The following is a 17,532-nucleotide window of genomic DNA, read 5'->3' on the forward strand; positions in this document are numbered from 1 at the left end:
ACGCGGGGCGGGGGGCGCGATGCCTTCGAATTTCCGGCGGGTGCGGGACAATCGCCGGGTGACCTTGAAGATCCACATCGACGACGGCGCCCCGCCCTACGAGCAGGTGCGCGCGCAGATCTCCGAACAGGCGCGGTCGGGCGCGCTGCCCGTCGGGTACCGGCTGCCGACGGTGCGCGGACTGGCCGAGTCCCTGGGGCTCGCCGCCAACACGGTCGCCAAGGCGTACCGGGCCCTGGAGGCGGACGGGGTGATCGAGACGCGGGGGCGCAACGGAACGTTCGTCGCCGCGGCGGGCTCGGCGGCGGAGCGGGAGCTGGCGGCGGCGGCGCGGGTTTATGCCGAGCGGGCTCGGCGGCTCGGGCTTCCGGAGGGGGATGCGGTGGCCGCTGTGCGGGATGCGTTGCGGGCGGCTTACGGGGACTGAGCGCCGTTGTGGCGGGGCCGGTCTCTCGTCCGCGGGTGCATCGCGGCTGGTCGCGCAGTTCCCCGCGCCCCTAGGGGGTGCGTGTGACCGTCAGATTCCTACTCCGGGCCAGCCGGGCGAACGTCACCGCGTTGCGAACGGCCGCTCCGTTCGGGTCGTTGTTGAAGTAGGTGTAGACGTCGTGGCCGTCCGGCCAGGTCGTGGCGATGCGGTCGAGCCACGTCGCCAGTGAGCGGCGGCCGTAGTGCGGCCAGGCGGCGGCCCTGCCCTGGTGGAAGCGGACGTAGCCCCAGTCGGTGGTGCGCCACAGGGGGGTGACCGGGCGGGCCAGGACGTCCGCCCAGCACAGCGCCGCGCCCCGGGACTCCAGCACCCCGCGCACCTCGGGCGTCCACCAGGACTCGTGCCGGGGTTCCACCGCGACCCGGGTGCCGGGCGGGAAGCAGGCCAGGCAGGCGTCCAGCAGGCCCGCGTCGCCGCGCAGCGTCGGCGGCAGTTGCAGCAGCACCGGGCCGAGGCGGTCGCCCAGACCGGCCGCGTGGGCCATCAGACGGTCGACCGGCTCCTCGGGGTCCCGCAGGCGTTTGATGTGGGTGAGATAGCGGCTCGCCTTGACCGCGACCACGAAGTCCGGCGGCACCCGTTCGCGCCAGCCCTCGAAGGTCTCCCGCGCGGGCAGCCGGTGGAACGCGTTGTTGATCTCCACCGTCGCGAAGCCGGCCGCGTACCGCTCCAGCCACAGCCGTACGGGCAGGCCGGGTGGGTACAGGACGTCCCGCCAGTCCCGGTACTGCCAGCCCGACGTGCCGACGAACAGGGTCATACCCCCATCAAACAGCTACAGGTACAGCCCCGCCTCCGCGCCGTCCCGCGGCTCCGGCAGCGTGGTCGGCGAAGTGCCCCGGCGCAGCGCGAACAGCTCCGCCAGCGTCGCGCCCTCCCGGCCGACGCCCTCCTCGGTGCCGAGCCAGTTCACCGCCTCCCGGCGGGTGAGCGGGCCCACCTCGATGCGGGCCAGGCAGCGGCCGGGGCGGACGACGGCGGGGTGCAGCCGCTCCAGGTCCTCGTTGGTCGTCACCCCGACCAGGACGTTGCGGCCCTGGCCGAGCAGCCCGTCCGTGAGGTTCAGCAGCCGCGAGAGGGCCTGCCCGGCGGTGTGCTTGGCCTCGCCGCGGATCAGCTCGTCGCAGTCCTCCAGCAGCAGCAGCCGCCAGCGGTCCTTGCCCGACGCGTCCTCCTCGCCGATGGCGATGTCCATCAGATAGCCGACGTCGGAGAAGAGCCGCTCGGGATCCAGCACGCAGTCCACCTGGCACCAGTCCCGCCAGGACCGGGCGAGCGTCCGCAGCGCCGACGTCTTGCCGGTGCCCGGCGGCCCGTGCAGGAGCAGCAGCCGGCCCGCGATGTCCTCGGGGGTCGTCTTCATCAGGCCGTCCATCGCCTCCGCGACCGGCGCCGTGTAGTTGGCCCGGACCTCGGCCCAGGTGCCGGCCGAGATCTGCCGGGTGGTGCGGTGCGGGCCGCGCCGCGGGGAGACGTACCAGAAGCCCATGGTGACGTTCTCCGGCTGCGGCTCGGGCTCGTCCGTCGCGCCGTCCGTCGCGTCGCCGAGCACCTTCTGGGCCAGGTCGGCGCTGGTCGCCGTCACCGTGACGTCGGCGCCCCGGCTCCAGCGCGAGACGAGCAGCGTCCAGCCGTCGCCCTCCGCCAGGGTGGCGCTGCGGTCGTCGTCGCGGGCGACGCGCAGCACACGCGCCCCGGGCGGCAGCAGTGTCGCCCCGGACCGCACACGTTCGATGTTCGCGGCGTGCGCGAACGGCTGCTCGCCGGTGGCGAAACGGCCGAGGAACAGCGCGTCGACCACGTCGGAGGGGGAGTCGCTGTCGTCGACGTTGAGCCGGATCGGCAGGGCGTCGTGCGGGTTCACGGACATGCCGCCATGATCGGGCACGCGGACGCCGCGTGCACCCGGTTTCCCGGGCACACGCGGCATACGCGGCACATGGCGGCCGGTGGTTCAGGCACCGGCCCCCGGCATCCGCGCCCGCGCCCGGCGTGTCCCGCGGAGCAGGGCGTACCCCTTGGTGAGGGCGCGGTCGCGGGCGAACGTGCGGGCGATCGCGCGCCCCTCGATCAGCCGGGCGAACTCCTCGGCCCCCGTGCCGCGGCGCACGGTGACCCGACGCAAGGCGTACGGACCCTGGCGTCGGCGCGCCAGGCCGTTGCCGACGGCGAGCGCCTGGGCGTACCCCGTCTCGCGCACCGCCCGCCGCACCCGGCGGTCCGAGTAGCCGTACGGGTAGGCGAACGAGGCCGGAGCGGTGCCCAGTTGGTCGGTGAGGATCTCCCGGCAGTGGATCAGCTCGTACCGCAGCGGGCCCTCGCCGAGCTGGTCGAGCTGCGGATGGGTGTGGCTGTGCCCGCCGATCTCCACGCCGGCGGCGGCCAGTTCGCGGACCTGCTCCCAGTCGAGCATGGTGTCCAGGGCGCCCCCGGTGTCGTACGGGCCGCGCAGCCAGCCGGTCGAGACGAACAGCGTGGCCGGGAACCCGTGCTTGGCGAGCACGGGCAGCGCGTGCCGGTGCACGCCCTCGTAGCCGTCGTCGAAGGTGATGAGGACCGGCCGCTCGGGCAGCGGGCGGCCGGAGCGCCAGGCGGCGGCCAGCTCCGCGGTGCCGACCGGGGTGAGGCCCCGGTCGGCGATCGCCGCCATCTGCTCGGCGAAGGCCCGCGGGGTCACCGACAGGGCGCGGGTCGCCTTGTTCGGGTCGGCCGCGACCGCGTGGTACATGAGGATCGGCACCCGCGCGTCGGCCACGGACACCTCAGCCATGCGCGCCCCCCTCCGCCGGTTCGAGGGGCGCCACCGAGAACGTGGCCCCGCCCCGCCGCGCCCGTACGCTGCCCACCACATAGCCGCCCGCCGCCGTGAGCACCCCGGCGACGATCGCCCCCGCCCGGCGCGCGCCGCCCGGCCGGGCCAGCGCGGCGTCGCGCAGGCCGCGCACCACTCCGGCCGGCAGCACGCGGGTGGTGTACCGGCGTTCGGACTCCAGCCCTTTGTCCGCCCCGACGCTCCGGGCCACCAGCGCCTTGGACAGGCCCTCGGCGTAGGTGCGGGTGCGGAAGTAGCCGAAGTGCTCGCGCGCCCCGGGCACCCGGTGGTGGATCACCGCCCGGTCGTCGATCAGCAGCACCGCGTCGGGCCGGGCGCGGGAGAGCCGGATGCACAGCTCCGTCTCCTCGCAGCCCAGCGGACGCTTGTCGCCGTCGCGTCCGATGCCGGTGGCGAAGCCGCCCGCGGCGTCGAACGCCTCGCGCCGGAAGGAGGCGTTGCCGCCGAGCACGTTGCGCACCCGCACCCGGCCGGGCGGCAGGCCGCGGTACGTGCAGCCCACCACCCAGTCGAACTCCTCCGGGAACCAGTCCGGCCGGCGCCCCGACGCCCAGACGGGCTCCGTGCGCCCGCCGACGGCCATGACCGCCGGATCGGCGTACCCGGCGGCGAAGTGCCGCAGCCAGTCGCGCTCGGCCACGGCGTCGTCGTCGAGGAAGGCGACGACCTCGCCGCGCGAGGCCGCGATGCCGGTGTTGCGGCCGGCCGACAGCCCGCGGGGGCCCGCGTTGGCGAGCACCCGCGTGTCCGGGACTTCCTTGTACTCCTTGGCCAGCCGGTCCCGGAGCGCCTCGTTGTGGTCGACGACCAGCAGGGTCTCCAGGGCCGGGTGGGACTGCGCCCGCACCGAGGAGACCGCCGCGAGGATGTCCTCCCAGCGGTCCTCGGTGTAGACGCAGATCACCACCGAGATCGTGAGCGGGGTGGCGGCAGTGCTCAAGACACCTTCCCCCGCGCCGAGCCGACCGACACGAGCGTCGGCGAGTGCGTACGGCTGCGCAGGGCACGCCGGTTGGAGCGCTCGTCGAGGATCACTCTGAGCACCCGCAGCCCGTCCCGCACGGCGCGCAGGTTGCTCACGCCGTGGATGCGCAGGTACTCGTGGCTGGGTATCTCCTGCACCTTCAGACCGGCCTTGACGACGCGGATGTTCATCAGGGTCTCGACCTCGAAGCCGGTGCAGTCGAGGTCGATCTTGTCCAGGCAGTGCCGCCAGAACGCGTTGTAGCCGTAGCAGAGGTCGGTGTAGCGGGCGCCGAACTTCCGGTTGACGACCGCGCACAGGGCGCGGTTGCCGAGCTTGCGTATGAAGGTCATGTCGTCGGTGCCGCCGCCGTTGGCGAAGCGGGAGCCCTTGGCGAAGTCGGCGCCCGAGACGAGGGCGGAGACGTACGAGACGATCTCCTGGCCGTCGGCCGAGCCGTCGGCGTCGACCATCACGATGATGTCCCCGGTGCACGCCTTGAAGCCGGTGATCAGCGCGTCGCCCTTGCCCTTGCCGCGCTGCTCGACGACCTTGACGTCCGGCCACAGTCCCCGGGCGACCTCGACGGTGTTGTCGGTGGAGTTGCCGTCCACGAGGACGACCTCGTGGATCCAGTCGGGCAGCGTCTTGAAGACGTAGGGAAGGTTCTCCGCCTCGTTCATCGCGGGGATGACCACGCTCACCGGCGGAGCGATGGCCAGGTGCGAGGAGACGGGCCGGTACTTCCCGGCGGGTGACGGATCGTTGTCCGTCGCCGCCGGCTGCAGAACTGAGCTCATGAGTCTGATCCCTCTCGTCCGGCGGACCGCCCGCCCCAGGGGCGGTCCGGCTCTGAATCCGGTTCGAAAGGGGGGTTCTCACGCATGGCGCGACGGCATGGACCCCCGTGCGTGCCAGGTGAGCTGGCAAAGCCTGTCGACGCCGACAAGAGAAACGGCAGCCGACCGCGCGGCACGGCCCGGCCACCGAAGTGGTCACCGAGCACGGCACCCCCCTACCGCGCCCCGCCCCGGTCCGCCGCGGCCTCGAGCCCTCCCCTGAGCCGCTTGCCGACGTACCGATGCGGGAGATGTATGACGGTATTGACGATTGAACCTCTATGGCAAGACCTGAAACGAGGTCTCACGTTTTTGTTGTTTTGCCGTCATCCGTTCTTCTTGGGAGGTGATCTCCCGCGGGTGTGGGTCCCCAGACCGTTCCGCTTTGCCCCCCGAAGCCCAAGATGCCGGGCCTCAATGTGGCCCAGCCCGCCGGAGAGCGTCAAGACGGCACTGGTGTTCGCGCTGACTTTCGTCCGATTTTGAAGCACCGTCAGCCATTTCTTGGCATGGACACTTCCTGTCAACACGCGTAGCTGCTACCACGGTTGAGGCAGAGATCCTGCTAAAGGGAGGTTCCATGAGACGTTCCCGACTTGTCGGCTTCCTGACTTCAGTCCTCCTGGCCGCCGGCGCCGCCCTCACCGGGGCCGCGACGGCCCAGGCGTCCCCGACCGCGGTCACCGGCGGCTACGTGGCCCTCGGCGACTCCTACTCCTCCGGCGTCGGAGCGGGCAGCTACATCGGCTCCAGTGGCGACTGCAAGCGCAGCACCAAGGCCTACCCGTACCTGTGGGCGGCCTCCCACTCACCCTCGTCGTTCGACTTCACCGCCTGCTCCGGCGCCCGTACGGGTGATGTTCTCCCCGGACAGCTCGGCCCGCTCAGCTCCTCCACGGGCCTCGTCTCGATCAGCATCGGTGGCAACGACGCCGGTTTCGCCGACGTCATGACGACCTGTGTGCTCCAGTCCGACAGCTCCTGCCTCTCGCGCGTCGCCACCGCGCGGGCGTACGTCGACCAGACCCTGCCCGGCAACCTCGACAGCGTCTACTCGGCGATCCGCACCAAGGCCCCGAACGCCCACGTCGTCGTCATCGGCTACCCGCGCTTCTACAAGCTCGGCACCTCCTGTATCGGCCTCTCCGAGACCAAGCGGAAGGCGATCAACGACGCCTCCGACCTGCTCAACACCACCATCGCCAAGCGCGCCGCCGACCACGGCTTCACCTTCGGCGACGTGCGTCCCCCCTTCACCGGGCACGAGATCTGCTCCGGCAGTGCCTGGCTGCACAGCGTGAACTGGCTCAACATCGGTGAGTCGTACCACCCGACCGCGGGCGGCCAGTCCGGCGGCTACCTGCCGGTCCTCAACAGCGCGGCCTGATCCGTAGCGGAAGGAGAAGCGGAAGAACTGGAGGAGGGGGAGGCCCCGCCCGTCGGGGTCTCCGTCTCCGTCTCGCAGGTCACCGAGAACGCCACCGCGTCCGACGTGACCTCCACCGGCTCGCGTACCTCCACGCGGACCGCGCTCTCGAACGCGCCCCTGTCCTCGGCCGTCGTCACGACGACGGTGTCCTGCCGCGAGCGGCCGCCGCCCGCAGGGAAGGACAGCGTCTTCCAGCCCGGGTCGGAGACCTTCCCGTCCTCCGTCACCCACCGGTAGCCGACCTGCGCCGGCAGCCGCCCCACCGTGAACGTCGCCGTGAAGACGGGCGCCTGGCCGCGCGGCGGGGGACAGCTCCCCGAGTAGTGGGTGTGCGAGCCCCTCAGGGACACCTCCACCGACTGCGGCGGGGGACTGCTCCGAGGGCTGCCGCTCCCGGAACCGGCCGACGGACTCGGCTCCGTGCTGTCGCCGGTCCGGCTCGGCGCCGCCGAACTCGCCCCCGGCGAACGGCTCCCGCCCGAACCCTCCGTGCCGCCACCGCCGTCCGAGCGGTTCAGCAGCGTGTACGTCAGGCCGGCCAGCGCGAGCGCGAGCACGGCCAGCCCCACGACCAGCACGGCCCGTGCGCGGCCCTCCCGGTGTTCGGGCCCGCTGGAGCCGGGCTCCGCCGACGTCACGGGCACGGGCATCGGGGGCGTCGGCGACACCGGCCCGGGGCCGGCCGCGACCGTCGGGTCGTACGCGCCGGCCGGTGCCGTGGCCGCGAGCGTCGGGCCTCCCGCGGCAGGCGTGCCGCCGGCCGCGACGAGCCGCAGGTCCTGCTCGGCCCGCCCGGCCGGCAGCCGCTCCGCCGGGTCCTTGCGCAGCAGGCCCTCGACGACGGGCGCGAGCGCGCCGGCCCGGTGCGGCGGCGGCAGCTCCTCGTCGACGACCGCCCGCAGGGTGCTCAGCGGAGTGTCCTGACGGAACGGCGAGGAGCCCTCGACGGCCGCGTACAGCAGCACGCCCAGCGACCACAGGTCGGACTCCGGACCGGGCGTGCGGCCCAGCGCCCGTTCCGGGGCGAGGTACTCGGGGGAGCCGACGACCTCGCCGGTCATGGTCAGCGCGGAGCTGCCCTCGACCATGGCGATCCCGAAGTCGGTGAGCACCACCCGGCCGTCGTTGGCCAGCAGCACATTGGCCGGTTTCACGTCCCGGTGCAGCACACCCGCCGCGTGCGCGGCCCGCAGCGCGGCCAGCACCTCGGCGCCGATGCGGGCGGCCCGCCGCGGCTCCAGCGGGCCCTCCGCGTCCAGCAGGTCGGCCAGGGACAGACCGCGCACCAGCTCCATCACGATCCAGGGCCTGCCGTCGTCGGTGGCCACGTCGTACACCGTGACGACGTTGCGGTGGGCGACGCGGGCGGCGGCCCACGCCTCCCGCTCCAGCCGGGCGTACATCCGTCCCACCTCGGCATCCGGGAGCCCGGCGGGCGCGCGGACCTCCTTGACGGCGACCTCGCGGTGCAGCACCTCGTCGCGGGCCCGCCACACGGTGCCCATGCCGCCCTCGCCGAGAGGGGACAGGAGACGGTAGCGGCCGGCGACCACACGCTCACTGCCGGGGTCTTCGAACACCGGCGCCCCCTATGACGTCTCGCGCGGCTTCGCCCCGCGCTGATCCCGGAGATTCTTCCCAAAAGTAGCTCAGCCCAGTGCGGATGCCGCCCCCCTGAACACCAATCCGGCGCCGACGGCCACGACGGCGCAGGCCGACGCGAAGGGCGCGGCCCGGCGCACCACGGCGGCCGGCGGGCTCGACGTCCAGTGGGGGCGCCGGTTCAGCACGCGACGCACACCGTCGCCGAGCCGGATCACCGCGACACCGGCCGCGGTGAGGGTGAGGGCGAGCCCGACGCCGTACGCGACCACCAGCAGCAGCCCGAACCAGGCCTGCCCGAGCGCCGCCGCGCCGACGAGCACCACCACCGCGGACGGACTGGGCACGAGCCCGCCGGCGAAGCCGAGGAGGACGGTGCCGCGCAGGCTGGGATGGGGGTGCTCCCCGTGATGGTCCCCGTGGCTGTGGCTGTGGCTGTGGGAGTGCGAGTGGGAGTGGGAGTGCCGGCGTCCCCGGTCGCGCAGGGCCCGGCGCAGGAGGTTCGCGCCCGCCAGGGTCACCAGGACGCCGCCCGCGACGCCCAGCCAGGCGACGACCGAGGGCCCGGCGGCCGACCCCGCGGTGACCAGGAGGCCGAGGGCGACCACGCCCAGGGTGTGCGTGACCGTCACCGAGGCGGCCAGCGGCAGGACGTCCTTCAGCCGGGCCCCGCCGCCCCGGGCGGCCGCCGCCGCGGCCATCAGGGTCTTGCCGTGGCCCGGCGCGAGCGCGTGCAGGGCGCCGAGGCCGACCGCGAGGGCGAGGGCGAGACCGGCGAAGCCCAGGGTGAGGTCGCGGCGGGCGACGAGCGAGTCGAGCGCCCGCGTCCAGCGGTCGGCGCCGCGCGGCAGCACGGAAGCGGCCGGAGCGTCCTGCCGCTGCCCGTCCAGGGCCGGCCCGCCGGGCCGGACCCGCAGCGAGGCGGTCGCGGTGTCCGCCGGGGAGGAGAGCAGCTCGTCGGGATAGCGCGTCAGTTCCCGCGAGACCGACGCCTCGGGCACGTCCGACGCGATGAGCGTCGTCCGGTCACCGCGCGCGCTGATCTCCCGCCAGCCGGGGCCGGAGGAGGAACCGGCGGCCCGGAAGGCGACGGCGACCGTGGCGGACGCGGGGAGCGGCGCCGTGAGCCGGCACTCGACGCGCAGGGTGTCGAGCCCGGCCTGGCCCGGCCGCACGCGCGCGTGGCTGTGCCGCGCGGTGAGGGCGACGGCGCGGCCGTCGACGGTGAGCCGGCTGTCCCGGGCCGCCGTCTCGCAGCGCCGCCGGGCCCACTCGGCCGTGCCGAGCCGTTCGCGGTCCGGGCCGGCCTGGGTCGCCGGGATCTCGGCGAGGTCCTCGACGTGGTCGACGCGCAGTTCGCCCGGGGCGGCGACCAGGCCGTCGTAGCGGTTGACCGTGAAGTTGCCGAGCGGGTGCGCGTCCGCGGCCTGAACGGGCAGCAGGGCAAGCGCGGCGGCGGCGAGCAGCACGGCCGCGGCGCGCGCCGGGAGGCCGAGGGCCGGACGCACGCGGCTCACCGGTCCGCCTCCCGGCCGTCGAGGAGTGCACGCGCCTCGCGGGCGCCGAGCGGCGAGAACCCGGGGTTGAGGTCCAGGGCCGCCCGCAGATGCCGGCGCGCGTCCCGGTGCCGGCCCACGGCCCGCTCGATCACGCCGAGGTGGTGGAGGAAGACGGCGTCGCGGTAACCGGGGGCGGCGGCCCGGCGGGCGTACGGCAGGGCCTCGGCGTCACGGCCGTTGACGTGCAGCGCCCAGGCGAGGGCGTCCGCCGTGTGCACGGTGCGGCGGCGGTCCCACTCGGCGCGGGCCGCGCGCAGCGCCGCCGCCCGGTCACCGTGGTCGGCCGCGGCGAGGGCGGTGTCCAGGTCGGCGTTGACGCCGCCCGCGCGGGCGAGTGCCGTCCACGCGTCGACGAGGGCGTACTCCGCGCGGGCCCCGGCCGTGTCGCCCCGGGCCTCGTACAGCTCGCCGAGCGCGACGAGCGGACCGGGCAGCGGGGCGCGGGCCACCACGGCCTCCAGGTCCGCGACGGCACCGTCCTCGTCACCGCTCGCGGCCCGGGCGCGGGCGCGGCCCTCCAGGGCGGGCAGGTAGGCGTCGTCGGCGGCGAGGGCACGGGCGTAGTGGCGCAGGGCCGCCGGATACTCGCCCCGGCTCCAGGCGAGCCGGCCCAGCTGGGTGGCGACGTAGGCGACGTCCCCGGGCGAGGAGGCCGCGGCGAGGGCCTGGCCCAGCACCCGGCGGGCGGTGTCCACATCGCCGCGCAGCTCCCGTACGTACGCGTACCGGGTGAAGACCGGGACGCCCGGCGCCCGCGCGTCGGCGATGTCGGCCGCCCGCGCCGCGTCGTCGTAGCGGCCGAGTTCGACGAGGGCGTCGATTCGGGAGCACAGGGCGCGCTCGCTGTAGGGGTTCGCCTTCAGGGCGCGGTCGGCGTACGTCAGCGCGTCGGTGAACTCGTGCCGGGCGCCGGCGAGGGCGGCGCGGCCGGCGAGGGCGTGGTCGTTGCCGGGACGCAGCTCCAGCGAGCGCTCGAGGGCCCGCTCGGCCCGCGGGTAGCGCGAGGGGTCGCCGTCGGTACGGGCCTGCTCGACGTAGGCCAGGCCGAGGGACGCCCAGCCGGCGGAGTCCCGTGGCTGCTCCCGCAGGCGGTCCTCCAGGGCGCGGATGTCGCCGGCCGGTTCCGCAACGCTCAGCAGTCCCGGCGCCCCGGGCCGGTCGGCCGCAGCGGCCGCCGGAACGTCCCGCCCCTCCTGCGCGCCCCCGGCCGCGACGGCCCCCGCGGTCAGTGCCACGGTCAGCAGCACGGCACCCCCGGCGAGCCGCAGCGACCGTACCCCGGCACCCCGACGGTCGCGGGAGGCCGTGCCGCGGGCGGGGGTTCCGGGATCTCGCGCTCCGGCGCCGGCCGGGTCCTTCTCGAGCGCGCTGTTCTCGCTGTGCGGGGGCATGCCTCTCCTCGGGCGAACAGGGGACGACGGGACGGAAGGCGGCGCGGCCCGCCGTGGGGGAGGGGAAGGAGCGGGCCGCGCCGGTCAGAGGGGGCCGGTCACCAGGCGCGGCCCCGGGCGCGGCGCCACCACACCAGGGCGCCGCCGGCCAGCAGGATGCCGACGGCGCCCGCGCCCGCCGAGGCGGCGATCAGCGTCGTGTCGGAACCGGCGGGCCGCAGCGCGTCGCCCAGCTGGTTGCGTACGCCGTTGCCCTCTCCCGCACCGCCCGCCAGCGGACCGCGCGAACCCTCCGTCGGGTGCGCCAGGTACGGGAAGGTGTGCCCGAACTCCTTGTCGTTGGCGTCGACCGCGTCGCCCAGGTCGTTCTTCGCGCCGACCAGCTCGCCCTCGACGACCTGGAGCGCCGCGTCGATCACGTCGTCGGTGAGCCGCCGCCCGTTGGGGAAGCCGGCGGTGTCGCCGTCGAGGACGCCGAGCCGCTTCGGTTCGGCGGCCGGGGCGACCGAGGTGTTCAGGCGCAGCTGTTCCGACGGCGTCACGTGGGGCGGCTGGTTGAGATCCGGCACGCCCTTGAGGAACACGTCGACGAGGTCGTCGCGCGGCTCGGCGGGCGCCTTGATCTTGTAGATCGCCTCGACGAGCTTCGGCAGCTCGGGCTGGGTGACGTTCGGCAGGAACCGCGCGTCGTCCGCCGGCGCGGACGCGTTGAACGTGTCCTTGTCCGCCAGCGGGTTGACGACCTCGTTCACCAGCGGGTTGCCCAGGCGCGACACCTGCGTGAAGTGCCCCTGCGCGTTCTTGCGCCGGGTCGTCGACCAGATCCCGACGACCGGCTGCCCGGCCGACTCCACGATCATGTCGGTGGGGACCTGGAGGGCGATCGAGTTGACGTTGTACCCCTTGAGGGTGTCGTTGCCGACCTCGGACAGGTTCCCGCCGTACAGCAGGTCGAAGACGCGCAGGTCCAGGAAGAACGGGTCGTCGGCCTGCCCGGCGAAGGTCTGCCCGCCGCCGGCCAGCCGGTGGACCGCCTGGTCGCGCAGCGCTCCGTAGTCCGGCATCGACGCCCTGCCGACGTCGGACGGGGCGGCCGGCACGTCGTCGGCGACGGTGGTGCGGGACATCTCCTTCCCGCCGTGCAGCCTGATCAGGTCGATGTCGTAGGTCTGCGTGATGTTGAGGTCCGGGTCGTCGAGGCTGGTGACGGGGCCCGTGTTTTAGAGGAACGACCGGTCGTTCTTCGTGTGCGTGCTGAAGGTGTACCGGAACACCAGATCGCCCTGCGCGTCGCCGTCGTTGTCGATGTTCAGGTCGTACTGGGCGTCCTCGGCGAACGTGAAGAAGTTCGGTCCGCCCGCCGGTTCCTCGAACGGGATCCAGTTCGCGACGAGTGTCGTGGTGTCCGGCCGGTCCGGGCTCACGAAGGCGTACAGGTCCGTGTTGTCGTACTGCGGGGTCCCCGATGTCAGCGGTGCCTCCCGGTGACTGGAGGCGGACGCCGCCCCCGGTTCCAGCGCGGTCACCCCGGCGGCCGCGAGCCCTCCGGCGGCCAGCGCGCCGCAGATCAGCGCGGCGACGCCGCCGCGCCCGGTGCGTCCGCGCCCCGTACCACCGCTTCTGGAGATAGGTGTCATGCCGTCCGTCCCTCGGTGCCGACTTCCCTGACGCACCGGCATTCGGAGCGGTACCGCACCCGGATTGGTCCCGCCCCGGATTCGGCGCCGCGGCCGATCGCACACCCGCGGACCCGCGTTTTCCGCCCGCTGATCCGTAACTCCTCCACAGGGGCCGGTCGTTGCGCGCGGCCCAGGCGATGTGGACGGGCCCGGCGCGGCTCGCGGAGAGGGGGACCGGGTGGAGGCGGACGAGCTGCTGATGCTCGTGGCGGACGGTGACCAGAAGGCCTTCGAGGAGCTGTACGGACTGGTGTCCGGCCCCGTGTTCGGACTCGTCCGGCGCGTGGTGCGCGACCCCGCCCAGTCGGAGGAGGTCGCCCAGGAGGTGCTGCTCGAACTGTGGCGCTCCGCCGCGCGGTTCGACCCGCGCCGGGGCAGCGCCCTGTCCTGGGTCCTCACCCTCGCCCACCGCCGCGCCGTCGACCGGGTGCGCAGCGCCCGCGCGGCCGGCGAACGCGAGCAGCGCGAGGCCCGGCGTGCGCACCACCCGGCTTTCGACCAGGTCCTGGAGGAGGTCGAGGCCGGTCTCGAACGAGAGTGGGTGCGTCGCTGCCTGGACCGGCTGACCGCCCTCCAGCGCCAGTCGGTCACCCTCGCCTACTACGACGGCTACACCTACCGGGAAGTGGCCGAGCGGCTCTCCCTCCCCCTGGGCACGGTGAAGACAAGGATGAGAGACGGACTCACCCGCCTGCGCGACTGCCTGGGAGGAGCCGCATGAGCCTCTTCGGCCGGATGTTCCCGCGGCGCGGCGACCTCCATTCGCTCGCCGCGCCCTACGCGCTCGACGCACTGGAGGGCCCCGAACGGGTCCGCTTCGAGAAGCACCTCGGCACCTGCGACCGCTGTGCGGCCGAGGTGCGGGACCTGTCCGAGGACGCCGTGCGCCTGGCCTGGTCCACGGCCGCCCCGGCGCCGGCCGCCCTGCGCGACCGCGTCCTGGCCGCCGTACGTGCCACCGCGCAGGACCCCGCGCCCCGGCGTGGGCCAGCGCGCCGGCTGCCGCCGCACGTCTGGGGCGTCCGGCCGCCCCCGGAGCGCGCCCGCGCCGCCCGGCCGCGCCCCCTGATGGTGCCGTTCGCCACCGTGACCGCCGCCGCGGCCCTCGTCGTCGCCGCGCTCTTCGCCGTGCAGGCCGGCCGGACCCAGGACGAGCTGGACACCGCGCGGGACCGGGCGCGTGAGATCGCCCACGTCCTGTCGGCTCCGGACGCCCGCGCCACGAGCGGCGTGGACGGCCTGGGCCGCGGCGCCGCGGTGGTCGCCTCCGCGTCCGAGGGGCGCGCGGTCGTCACCCTGCGCGGATACGGCGAGCCGTCCGGCGGCCGCGTGCACCAGCTGTGGCTCATGCGCCCCGGCGCCGTCCCGCGCTCCCTGGGGCTCTTCGACGGCGACACGCCCCTGGTCGCGTCGAACCTGGACCGGTCCGCCACGTCACTCGCCGTGACCGTCGAGCCCGGTGGCGGCTCGGCCCGGCCGACGAGCAGGCCTGTTGTCCAACTCGCCCTGGAATCTGTTGGATTCGGAGAGTAATCGTCAACACCCTTACGGGGAAGGTGAATCCTGTGACCGCGATACACGGCTGCCTCACCGGGGCGATAGGGTTACCCTGCCCGGGCCGGGTGGACTCGTACGGGTGGGGAGTGACATGGAACAGATAACAGTGCGCAGCAGGGCAAGGGTGCCCGCGATCACCTGCGGGAGCAGCGCGACCAGTTCGCGCCTCGACCGCCATCTCGCGGTGCTCGGAGGCCCCGCCCTTCCGCAGCGGGAGACGCTGGAGGCGACGTCGCTGATGCGTGAGCTGACCGCGCGTGAGCCCGCGCACAAGCGCAGCAGCAGGGGCGCCCGGGTCCGCCGGGTCTCGCTCTTCGCGCCACTGCGCCGACTGCGCCGCTCGCTGTTCGGCGGCAACTGAGGCCCGCGCCACGGTGATCACACCGTCCCGGCGCGGCGCCGCGCACCCGTCCGTCATCCCCACGGCACGCGGTGGCGCCCCGGTGTGATCCCCGGCGCGGGCACGTCCCCGTCCTGCCGTGTCCCCGCCCGGCGGTGACGAAGGCCCGGCCCGCTCAGCGCTCGCCGTGCGCGTACCCGCGTACGGCGAGCGGCACGAACACCGCCAGCAGCACCGCGCACCAGGCCAGCGATCCGGCGACGGGATGCGCCACCGGCCAGGCGGCCCCCTCCGGTACGGGTGCGTTGCCGAAGAGATCACGCAGCGCCGTGGTCACCGCGCTGATCGGATTCCACTCGGCGACCGTGCGCAGCCACCCCGGCAGTCCCTCGGTCGGGATGTACGCGTTGGACAGCAGCGGCAGGATGAACGTCGCCCCGCCCAGCTGGCCGGCGGCCTCCTCGCTCCGGGTGAGCAATCCCAGGTAGATCCCGATCCACGTCGTCGCGAACCGGAACAGCAGCAACAGCCCCACGGCACCCGCGGCGCCGAGCGCACCGCCCTCCACCCGCCAGCCCACGGCGAGCCCGACCAGGAGGAACGGCACCGTCCCGGCGGCCGTGACGAGCACGTCCGCGACCGACTGCCCGAGCGGCACCGCGGCCCGGCTCACCGGCAGGGTGCGCAGCCGGTCCGTCACGCCCCGGTGCGTGTCCTGGGCGGCCTGGAACATGCCCGTCATGATCCCGTTCGCCGCCGTCGCCACCAGCAGGCCGGGTACCAGGAAGGACCGGTACTCCGCGCCCGGCATGGCCAGTGCGCTGCCGAAGACGTAGCCGAAGAACAGCAGCATCGTCACCGGCATTGTCTGGGTGAGGATCAGCAGCCCCGGATTGTTCCGGATCCGCCGCAACTGCCGACCCAGCATCGCGGCGCCGTCGTACACCAGGTCGTACGGCGTGGTCGTTGCCGTCGTTGCCGTAGTCGTGCTCATGCCGCGAGCTCCTTGCTGCCGGTCAGGCGGAGGAAGACGTCGTCCAGGGTCGGCGGGCGCAGGCTCGCGTCGACCAGGGGCACGCCCGCCGCGTCGAGTTCGCGGACCAGGCGCGGGAGTGTGAGGGTCGGGTCGGTGCTCACCGCGCCGACCGTCAGGCGCTCGGGGTCGAGCACCGGCTCCGCCCCGGTGAGCCGGTCGAGGACGGCCGCCGCCCGCCCCAGGGCGTCCGCGTCCGCGACGACGGCCTCCGCGTGCGCCCCGACCAGTGCCTTGAGCTCGGCCGGCGACCCCGTGTGCGCCACCTGCCCCCGGTCCACCAGGGCGATGTCGTCCGCGAGACGGTCGGCCTCCTCCAGGTACTGCGTGGTCAGCACCACGGTCGTGCCGTCCTCCTTCAGGGCGCGCACGGCGTCCCAGATCTGATTCCGGCTGGCCGGGTCCAGCCCGGTCGTCGGCTCGTCCAGGAAGAGCACCTCGGGCCGGCGGATCAGGCTCGCCGCCAGGTCGAGGCGGCGCCGCATGCCGCCCGACAGGGTGGACGCGGGCCGGTCGGCGGCCTCGGCGAGGCCGAACCGGTCGAGCAGCTCGGCGGCCCGCGCGGAGGCGTCCCGCACCCGGTGCAGCCGGGCGAACAGCCGCAGGTTCTGGCGTCCGGTGAGGTCCCCGTCGACCGAGGCGTACTGCCCGGTCACGCCGATCCGGCGCCGGACGGCCGCGGCCTCCCGTACGAGGTCGTGCCCCGCGATCCGCGCCGAGCCCGCGTCCGGCCGCAGCAGCGTGGTCAGCAGCCGCACCGCCGTGGTCTTGCCCGCCCCGTTCGGCCCGAGCAGCCCGCACACCGTGCCCTCGGCCACCGCGAGGTCCAGCCCCCGCAGGGCACGCACGTCGCCGAAGCGCTTCGCCAGACCCTCACTAAGTACACCGTACGTAGTAGTCATGAGAGGACCATAGCGCACTACGTACGGTGTACGTAACTAGGATGGTGGCCGAGGTGATGAACGATGGCGGGCCGAGCGGCCGTACCCGAAGTGATCTGGGCGCGCCCCGAGCGCACCGGCCGGGGGCCGAGACCGGCGTACACCCGCGCCGACATCGCCGCCGCCTCGGTGCGGATCGCCGACGCGGAGGGCCTGGACGCGGTCTCGATGCGCCGCGTCGCCTCCGAACTGGGCTGCGGCACCATGTCGCTGTACAACTACGTCCCCCGCAAGGAGGACCTGCACGAGCTGATGATGGACGCCGTCAGCGGCGAGCACGAGCTGTGGGAGCCGAGCGGCGACTGGCGCGCCGACATGCTCCGGGTCGCCCATCAGACCCGCGCGCTGATGCACCGGCACACCTGGCTGCCCCGGCTGATGTCCCCGGTCTACGGCTTCAGCCCCAACGCCCTGCGCTACCTGGAGCACTGCCTGGCCTGCCTCGACCCCTTCGACGCGCCCTACGGCACGAAGATGGAGCTGGTGGCGATGGTGAACGGCGTCGTGACGACCTACGTCGGCAACGAACTCGCCACGGTCGAGCGCACCCGCTCGCTGCCCTGGTCCCAGGAGCAGGAGAACGCGGTGCGCATCGCCTACCTAGGCCGGCAGCTCGCGAGCGGCGCCTACCCCCGACTGGCCGCCTCCTTCACGCAGGACGCCGGCCCGATCGACCTGGAGGCGGTGTTCGAACGGGCGCTGCAACGGGTGCTGGACGGGTTCGCGTAGAGCCCCGCCCGGCGTCCGGCCGGCGTGAGCGTCTGCCTGCACGTCGACGAGGGCGAGCCGGCCGGGACTTCGAGGCGGTCCCGGCGATGCTCACCGCCCGGTCCCGGTCCGGAGCGGTCGAGACCTGGCAGCCGGCGGAGAAGCTC

The 17,532-nt window shown here is 74.2% G+C and carries 16 protein-coding genes and 1 pseudogene; 6 read left to right on the forward strand and 11 right to left on the reverse strand.

The genetic code is table 11. The annotated features are described in order from the left end of the window. Positions 1 to 58 precede the first annotated feature (58 nt). The gene (locus IEZ05_RS14070) at positions 59 to 427 is read left to right on the forward strand and encodes a GntR family transcriptional regulator (protein ID WP_189230428.1); all 369 of its coding nucleotides are present in this window, start codon (positions 59 to 61) and stop codon (positions 425 to 427) included. 70 nt (positions 428 to 497) lie between these two features. Here IEZ05_RS14070 and IEZ05_RS14075 read toward each other — a convergent pair whose 3' ends face one another. The 5 genes from IEZ05_RS14075 to IEZ05_RS14095 all read right to left on the reverse strand — a co-directional run bounded on the left by IEZ05_RS14075 (position 498) and on the right by IEZ05_RS14095 (position 5,087). After that, positions 498 to 1,250, reverse strand: coding sequence for a DUF72 domain-containing protein (locus IEZ05_RS14075; protein ID WP_189230429.1), 753 nt, complete (start codon positions 1,248 to 1,250; stop codon positions 498 to 500). Between the two features lie 15 nt (positions 1,251 to 1,265). Then, a complete protein-coding gene (locus IEZ05_RS14080) occupies positions 1,266 to 2,360 on the reverse strand; it encodes a DUF5925 domain-containing protein (protein ID WP_189230430.1) in 1,095 nt (364 codons plus the stop codon). A gap of 84 nt (positions 2,361 to 2,444) precedes the next feature. Beyond that, entirely contained in the window at positions 2,445 to 3,260 is an 816-nt protein-coding gene (locus IEZ05_RS14085; protein ID WP_229869714.1) for a polysaccharide deacetylase family protein, read from the reverse strand. Beyond that, the gene (locus tag IEZ05_RS14090; RefSeq protein ID WP_229869715.1) at positions 3,253 to 4,263 is read right to left on the reverse strand and encodes a glycosyltransferase family 2 protein; all 1,011 of its coding nucleotides are present in this window, start codon (positions 4,261 to 4,263) and stop codon (positions 3,253 to 3,255) included. Before IEZ05_RS14090 ends, IEZ05_RS14085 begins: the two co-directional genes overlap by 8 nt. Then, positions 4,260 to 5,087, reverse strand: a complete 828-nt coding sequence (locus tag IEZ05_RS14095; RefSeq protein WP_189230432.1) for a glycosyltransferase family 2 protein — start codon at positions 5,085 to 5,087, stop codon at positions 4,260 to 4,262. The genes IEZ05_RS14090 and IEZ05_RS14095 overlap by 4 nt, the downstream gene beginning before the upstream one ends. 619 nt (positions 5,088 to 5,706) lie before the next feature. Between IEZ05_RS14095 and IEZ05_RS14100 the strand changes: the two genes are divergently transcribed. Next, positions 5,707 to 6,513, forward strand: coding sequence for an SGNH/GDSL hydrolase family protein (locus IEZ05_RS14100; protein ID WP_189230433.1), 807 nt, complete (start codon positions 5,707 to 5,709; stop codon positions 6,511 to 6,513). Here IEZ05_RS14100 and IEZ05_RS14105 read toward each other — a convergent pair. From IEZ05_RS14105 to IEZ05_RS14120, 4 genes and pseudogenes are all read right to left on the reverse strand, one after another. Further along, on the reverse strand, positions 6,483 to 8,135 hold the full coding sequence (locus IEZ05_RS14105) for a serine/threonine-protein kinase (RefSeq protein ID WP_268255198.1): 1,653 nt from the start codon (positions 8,133 to 8,135) through the stop codon (positions 6,483 to 6,485). The two genes, IEZ05_RS14100 and IEZ05_RS14105, sit on opposite strands and share 31 nt — an antisense overlap. A gap of 69 nt (positions 8,136 to 8,204) precedes the next feature. Next, positions 8,205 to 9,674 (reverse strand): urease accessory protein UreH domain-containing protein, encoded by a 1,470-nt coding sequence (locus IEZ05_RS14110; protein WP_373298770.1) that lies wholly within the window; start codon positions 9,672 to 9,674, stop codon positions 8,205 to 8,207. After that, positions 9,671 to 11,107: a tetratricopeptide repeat protein gene (locus IEZ05_RS14115; protein ID WP_189230434.1), complete on the reverse strand. Its 1,437-nt coding sequence runs from the start codon at positions 11,105 to 11,107 to the stop codon at positions 9,671 to 9,673. Before IEZ05_RS14115 ends, IEZ05_RS14110 begins: the two co-directional genes overlap by 4 nt. Before the next feature lie 98 nt (positions 11,108 to 11,205). Then, positions 11,206 to 12,744, reverse strand: a pseudogene (locus IEZ05_RS14120) (DUF4331 domain-containing protein). A 220-nt stretch (positions 12,745 to 12,964) separates the two neighbouring features. On the opposite strand from IEZ05_RS14120, the gene IEZ05_RS14125 reads away from it, so the two are divergent. The 3 genes from IEZ05_RS14125 to IEZ05_RS14135 all read left to right on the forward strand — a co-directional run bounded on the left by IEZ05_RS14125 (position 12,965) and on the right by IEZ05_RS14135 (position 14,704). Further along, entirely contained in the window at positions 12,965 to 13,507 is a 543-nt protein-coding gene (locus tag IEZ05_RS14125; RefSeq protein WP_189230435.1) for a sigma-70 family RNA polymerase sigma factor, read from the forward strand. Continuing rightward, positions 13,504 to 14,319 carry an anti-sigma factor gene (locus IEZ05_RS14130; RefSeq protein WP_189230436.1) on the forward strand — a complete coding sequence of 272 codons (816 nt, stop codon included), beginning with the start codon at positions 13,504 to 13,506 and terminating at the stop codon, positions 14,317 to 14,319. Before IEZ05_RS14125 ends, IEZ05_RS14130 begins: the two co-directional genes overlap by 4 nt. Before the next feature lie 115 nt (positions 14,320 to 14,434). Beyond that, positions 14,435 to 14,704 (forward strand): hypothetical protein, encoded by a 270-nt coding sequence (locus tag IEZ05_RS14135; protein ID WP_189230437.1) that lies wholly within the window; start codon positions 14,435 to 14,437, stop codon positions 14,702 to 14,704. A 154-nt stretch (positions 14,705 to 14,858) separates the two neighbouring features. Here IEZ05_RS14135 and IEZ05_RS14140 read toward each other — a convergent pair whose 3' ends face one another. Further along, positions 14,859 to 15,677, reverse strand: coding sequence for an ABC transporter permease (locus IEZ05_RS14140; protein ID WP_189230438.1), 819 nt, complete (start codon positions 15,675 to 15,677; stop codon positions 14,859 to 14,861). Continuing rightward, positions 15,674 to 16,618: an ATP-binding cassette domain-containing protein gene (locus IEZ05_RS14145; RefSeq protein WP_189230439.1), complete on the reverse strand. Its 945-nt coding sequence runs from the start codon at positions 16,616 to 16,618 to the stop codon at positions 15,674 to 15,676. The genes IEZ05_RS14140 and IEZ05_RS14145 overlap by 4 nt, the downstream gene beginning before the upstream one ends. 63 nt (positions 16,619 to 16,681) lie before the next feature. Here IEZ05_RS14145 and IEZ05_RS14150 point away from each other — a divergent pair, with 63 nt between their 5' ends. Then, positions 16,682 to 17,386, forward strand: coding sequence for a TetR/AcrR family transcriptional regulator (locus IEZ05_RS14150; RefSeq protein WP_189230440.1), 705 nt, complete (start codon positions 16,682 to 16,684; stop codon positions 17,384 to 17,386). Positions 17,387 to 17,532 lie beyond the last annotated feature (146 nt).

The sequence above is a fragment of the Streptomyces flaveolus genome, assembly GCF_014648815.1.
In the GTDB taxonomy this organism is placed as follows: domain Bacteria; phylum Actinomycetota; class Actinomycetes; order Streptomycetales; family Streptomycetaceae; genus Streptomyces; species Streptomyces flaveolus.

Excerpts from the sequence above, each read along its gene's own strand:
- IEZ05_RS14115 (WP_189230434.1), bottom strand. The coding sequence starts at position 11,107 with ATGCCCCCGCACAGCGAGAACAGCGCGCTCGAGAAGGACCCGGCCGGC.
- IEZ05_RS14100 (WP_189230433.1), top strand. The coding sequence starts at position 5,707 with ATGAGACGTTCCCGACTTGTCGGCTTCCTGACTTCAGTCCTCCTGGCC.
- IEZ05_RS14095 (WP_189230432.1), bottom strand. The coding sequence starts at position 5,087 with ATGAGCTCAGTTCTGCAGCCGGCGGCGACGGACAACGATCCGTCACCC.
- IEZ05_RS14075 (WP_189230429.1), bottom strand. The coding sequence starts at position 1,250 with ATGACCCTGTTCGTCGGCACGTCGGGCTGGCAGTACCGGGACTGGCGG.
- IEZ05_RS14135 (WP_189230437.1), top strand. The coding sequence starts at position 14,435 with ATGGAACAGATAACAGTGCGCAGCAGGGCAAGGGTGCCCGCGATCACC.
- IEZ05_RS14140 (WP_189230438.1), bottom strand. The coding sequence starts at position 15,677 with ATGAGCACGACTACGGCAACGACGGCAACGACCACGCCGTACGACCTG.
- IEZ05_RS14150 (WP_189230440.1), top strand. The coding sequence starts at position 16,682 with ATGGCGGGCCGAGCGGCCGTACCCGAAGTGATCTGGGCGCGCCCCGAG.
- IEZ05_RS14080 (WP_189230430.1), bottom strand. The coding sequence starts at position 2,360 with ATGTCCGTGAACCCGCACGACGCCCTGCCGATCCGGCTCAACGTCGAC.
- IEZ05_RS14085 (WP_229869714.1), bottom strand. The coding sequence starts at position 3,260 with ATGGCTGAGGTGTCCGTGGCCGACGCGCGGGTGCCGATCCTCATGTAC.
- IEZ05_RS14130 (WP_189230436.1), top strand. The coding sequence starts at position 13,504 with ATGAGCCTCTTCGGCCGGATGTTCCCGCGGCGCGGCGACCTCCATTCG.
- IEZ05_RS14145 (WP_189230439.1), bottom strand. The coding sequence starts at position 16,618 with ATGACTACTACGTACGGTGTACTTAGTGAGGGTCTGGCGAAGCGCTTC.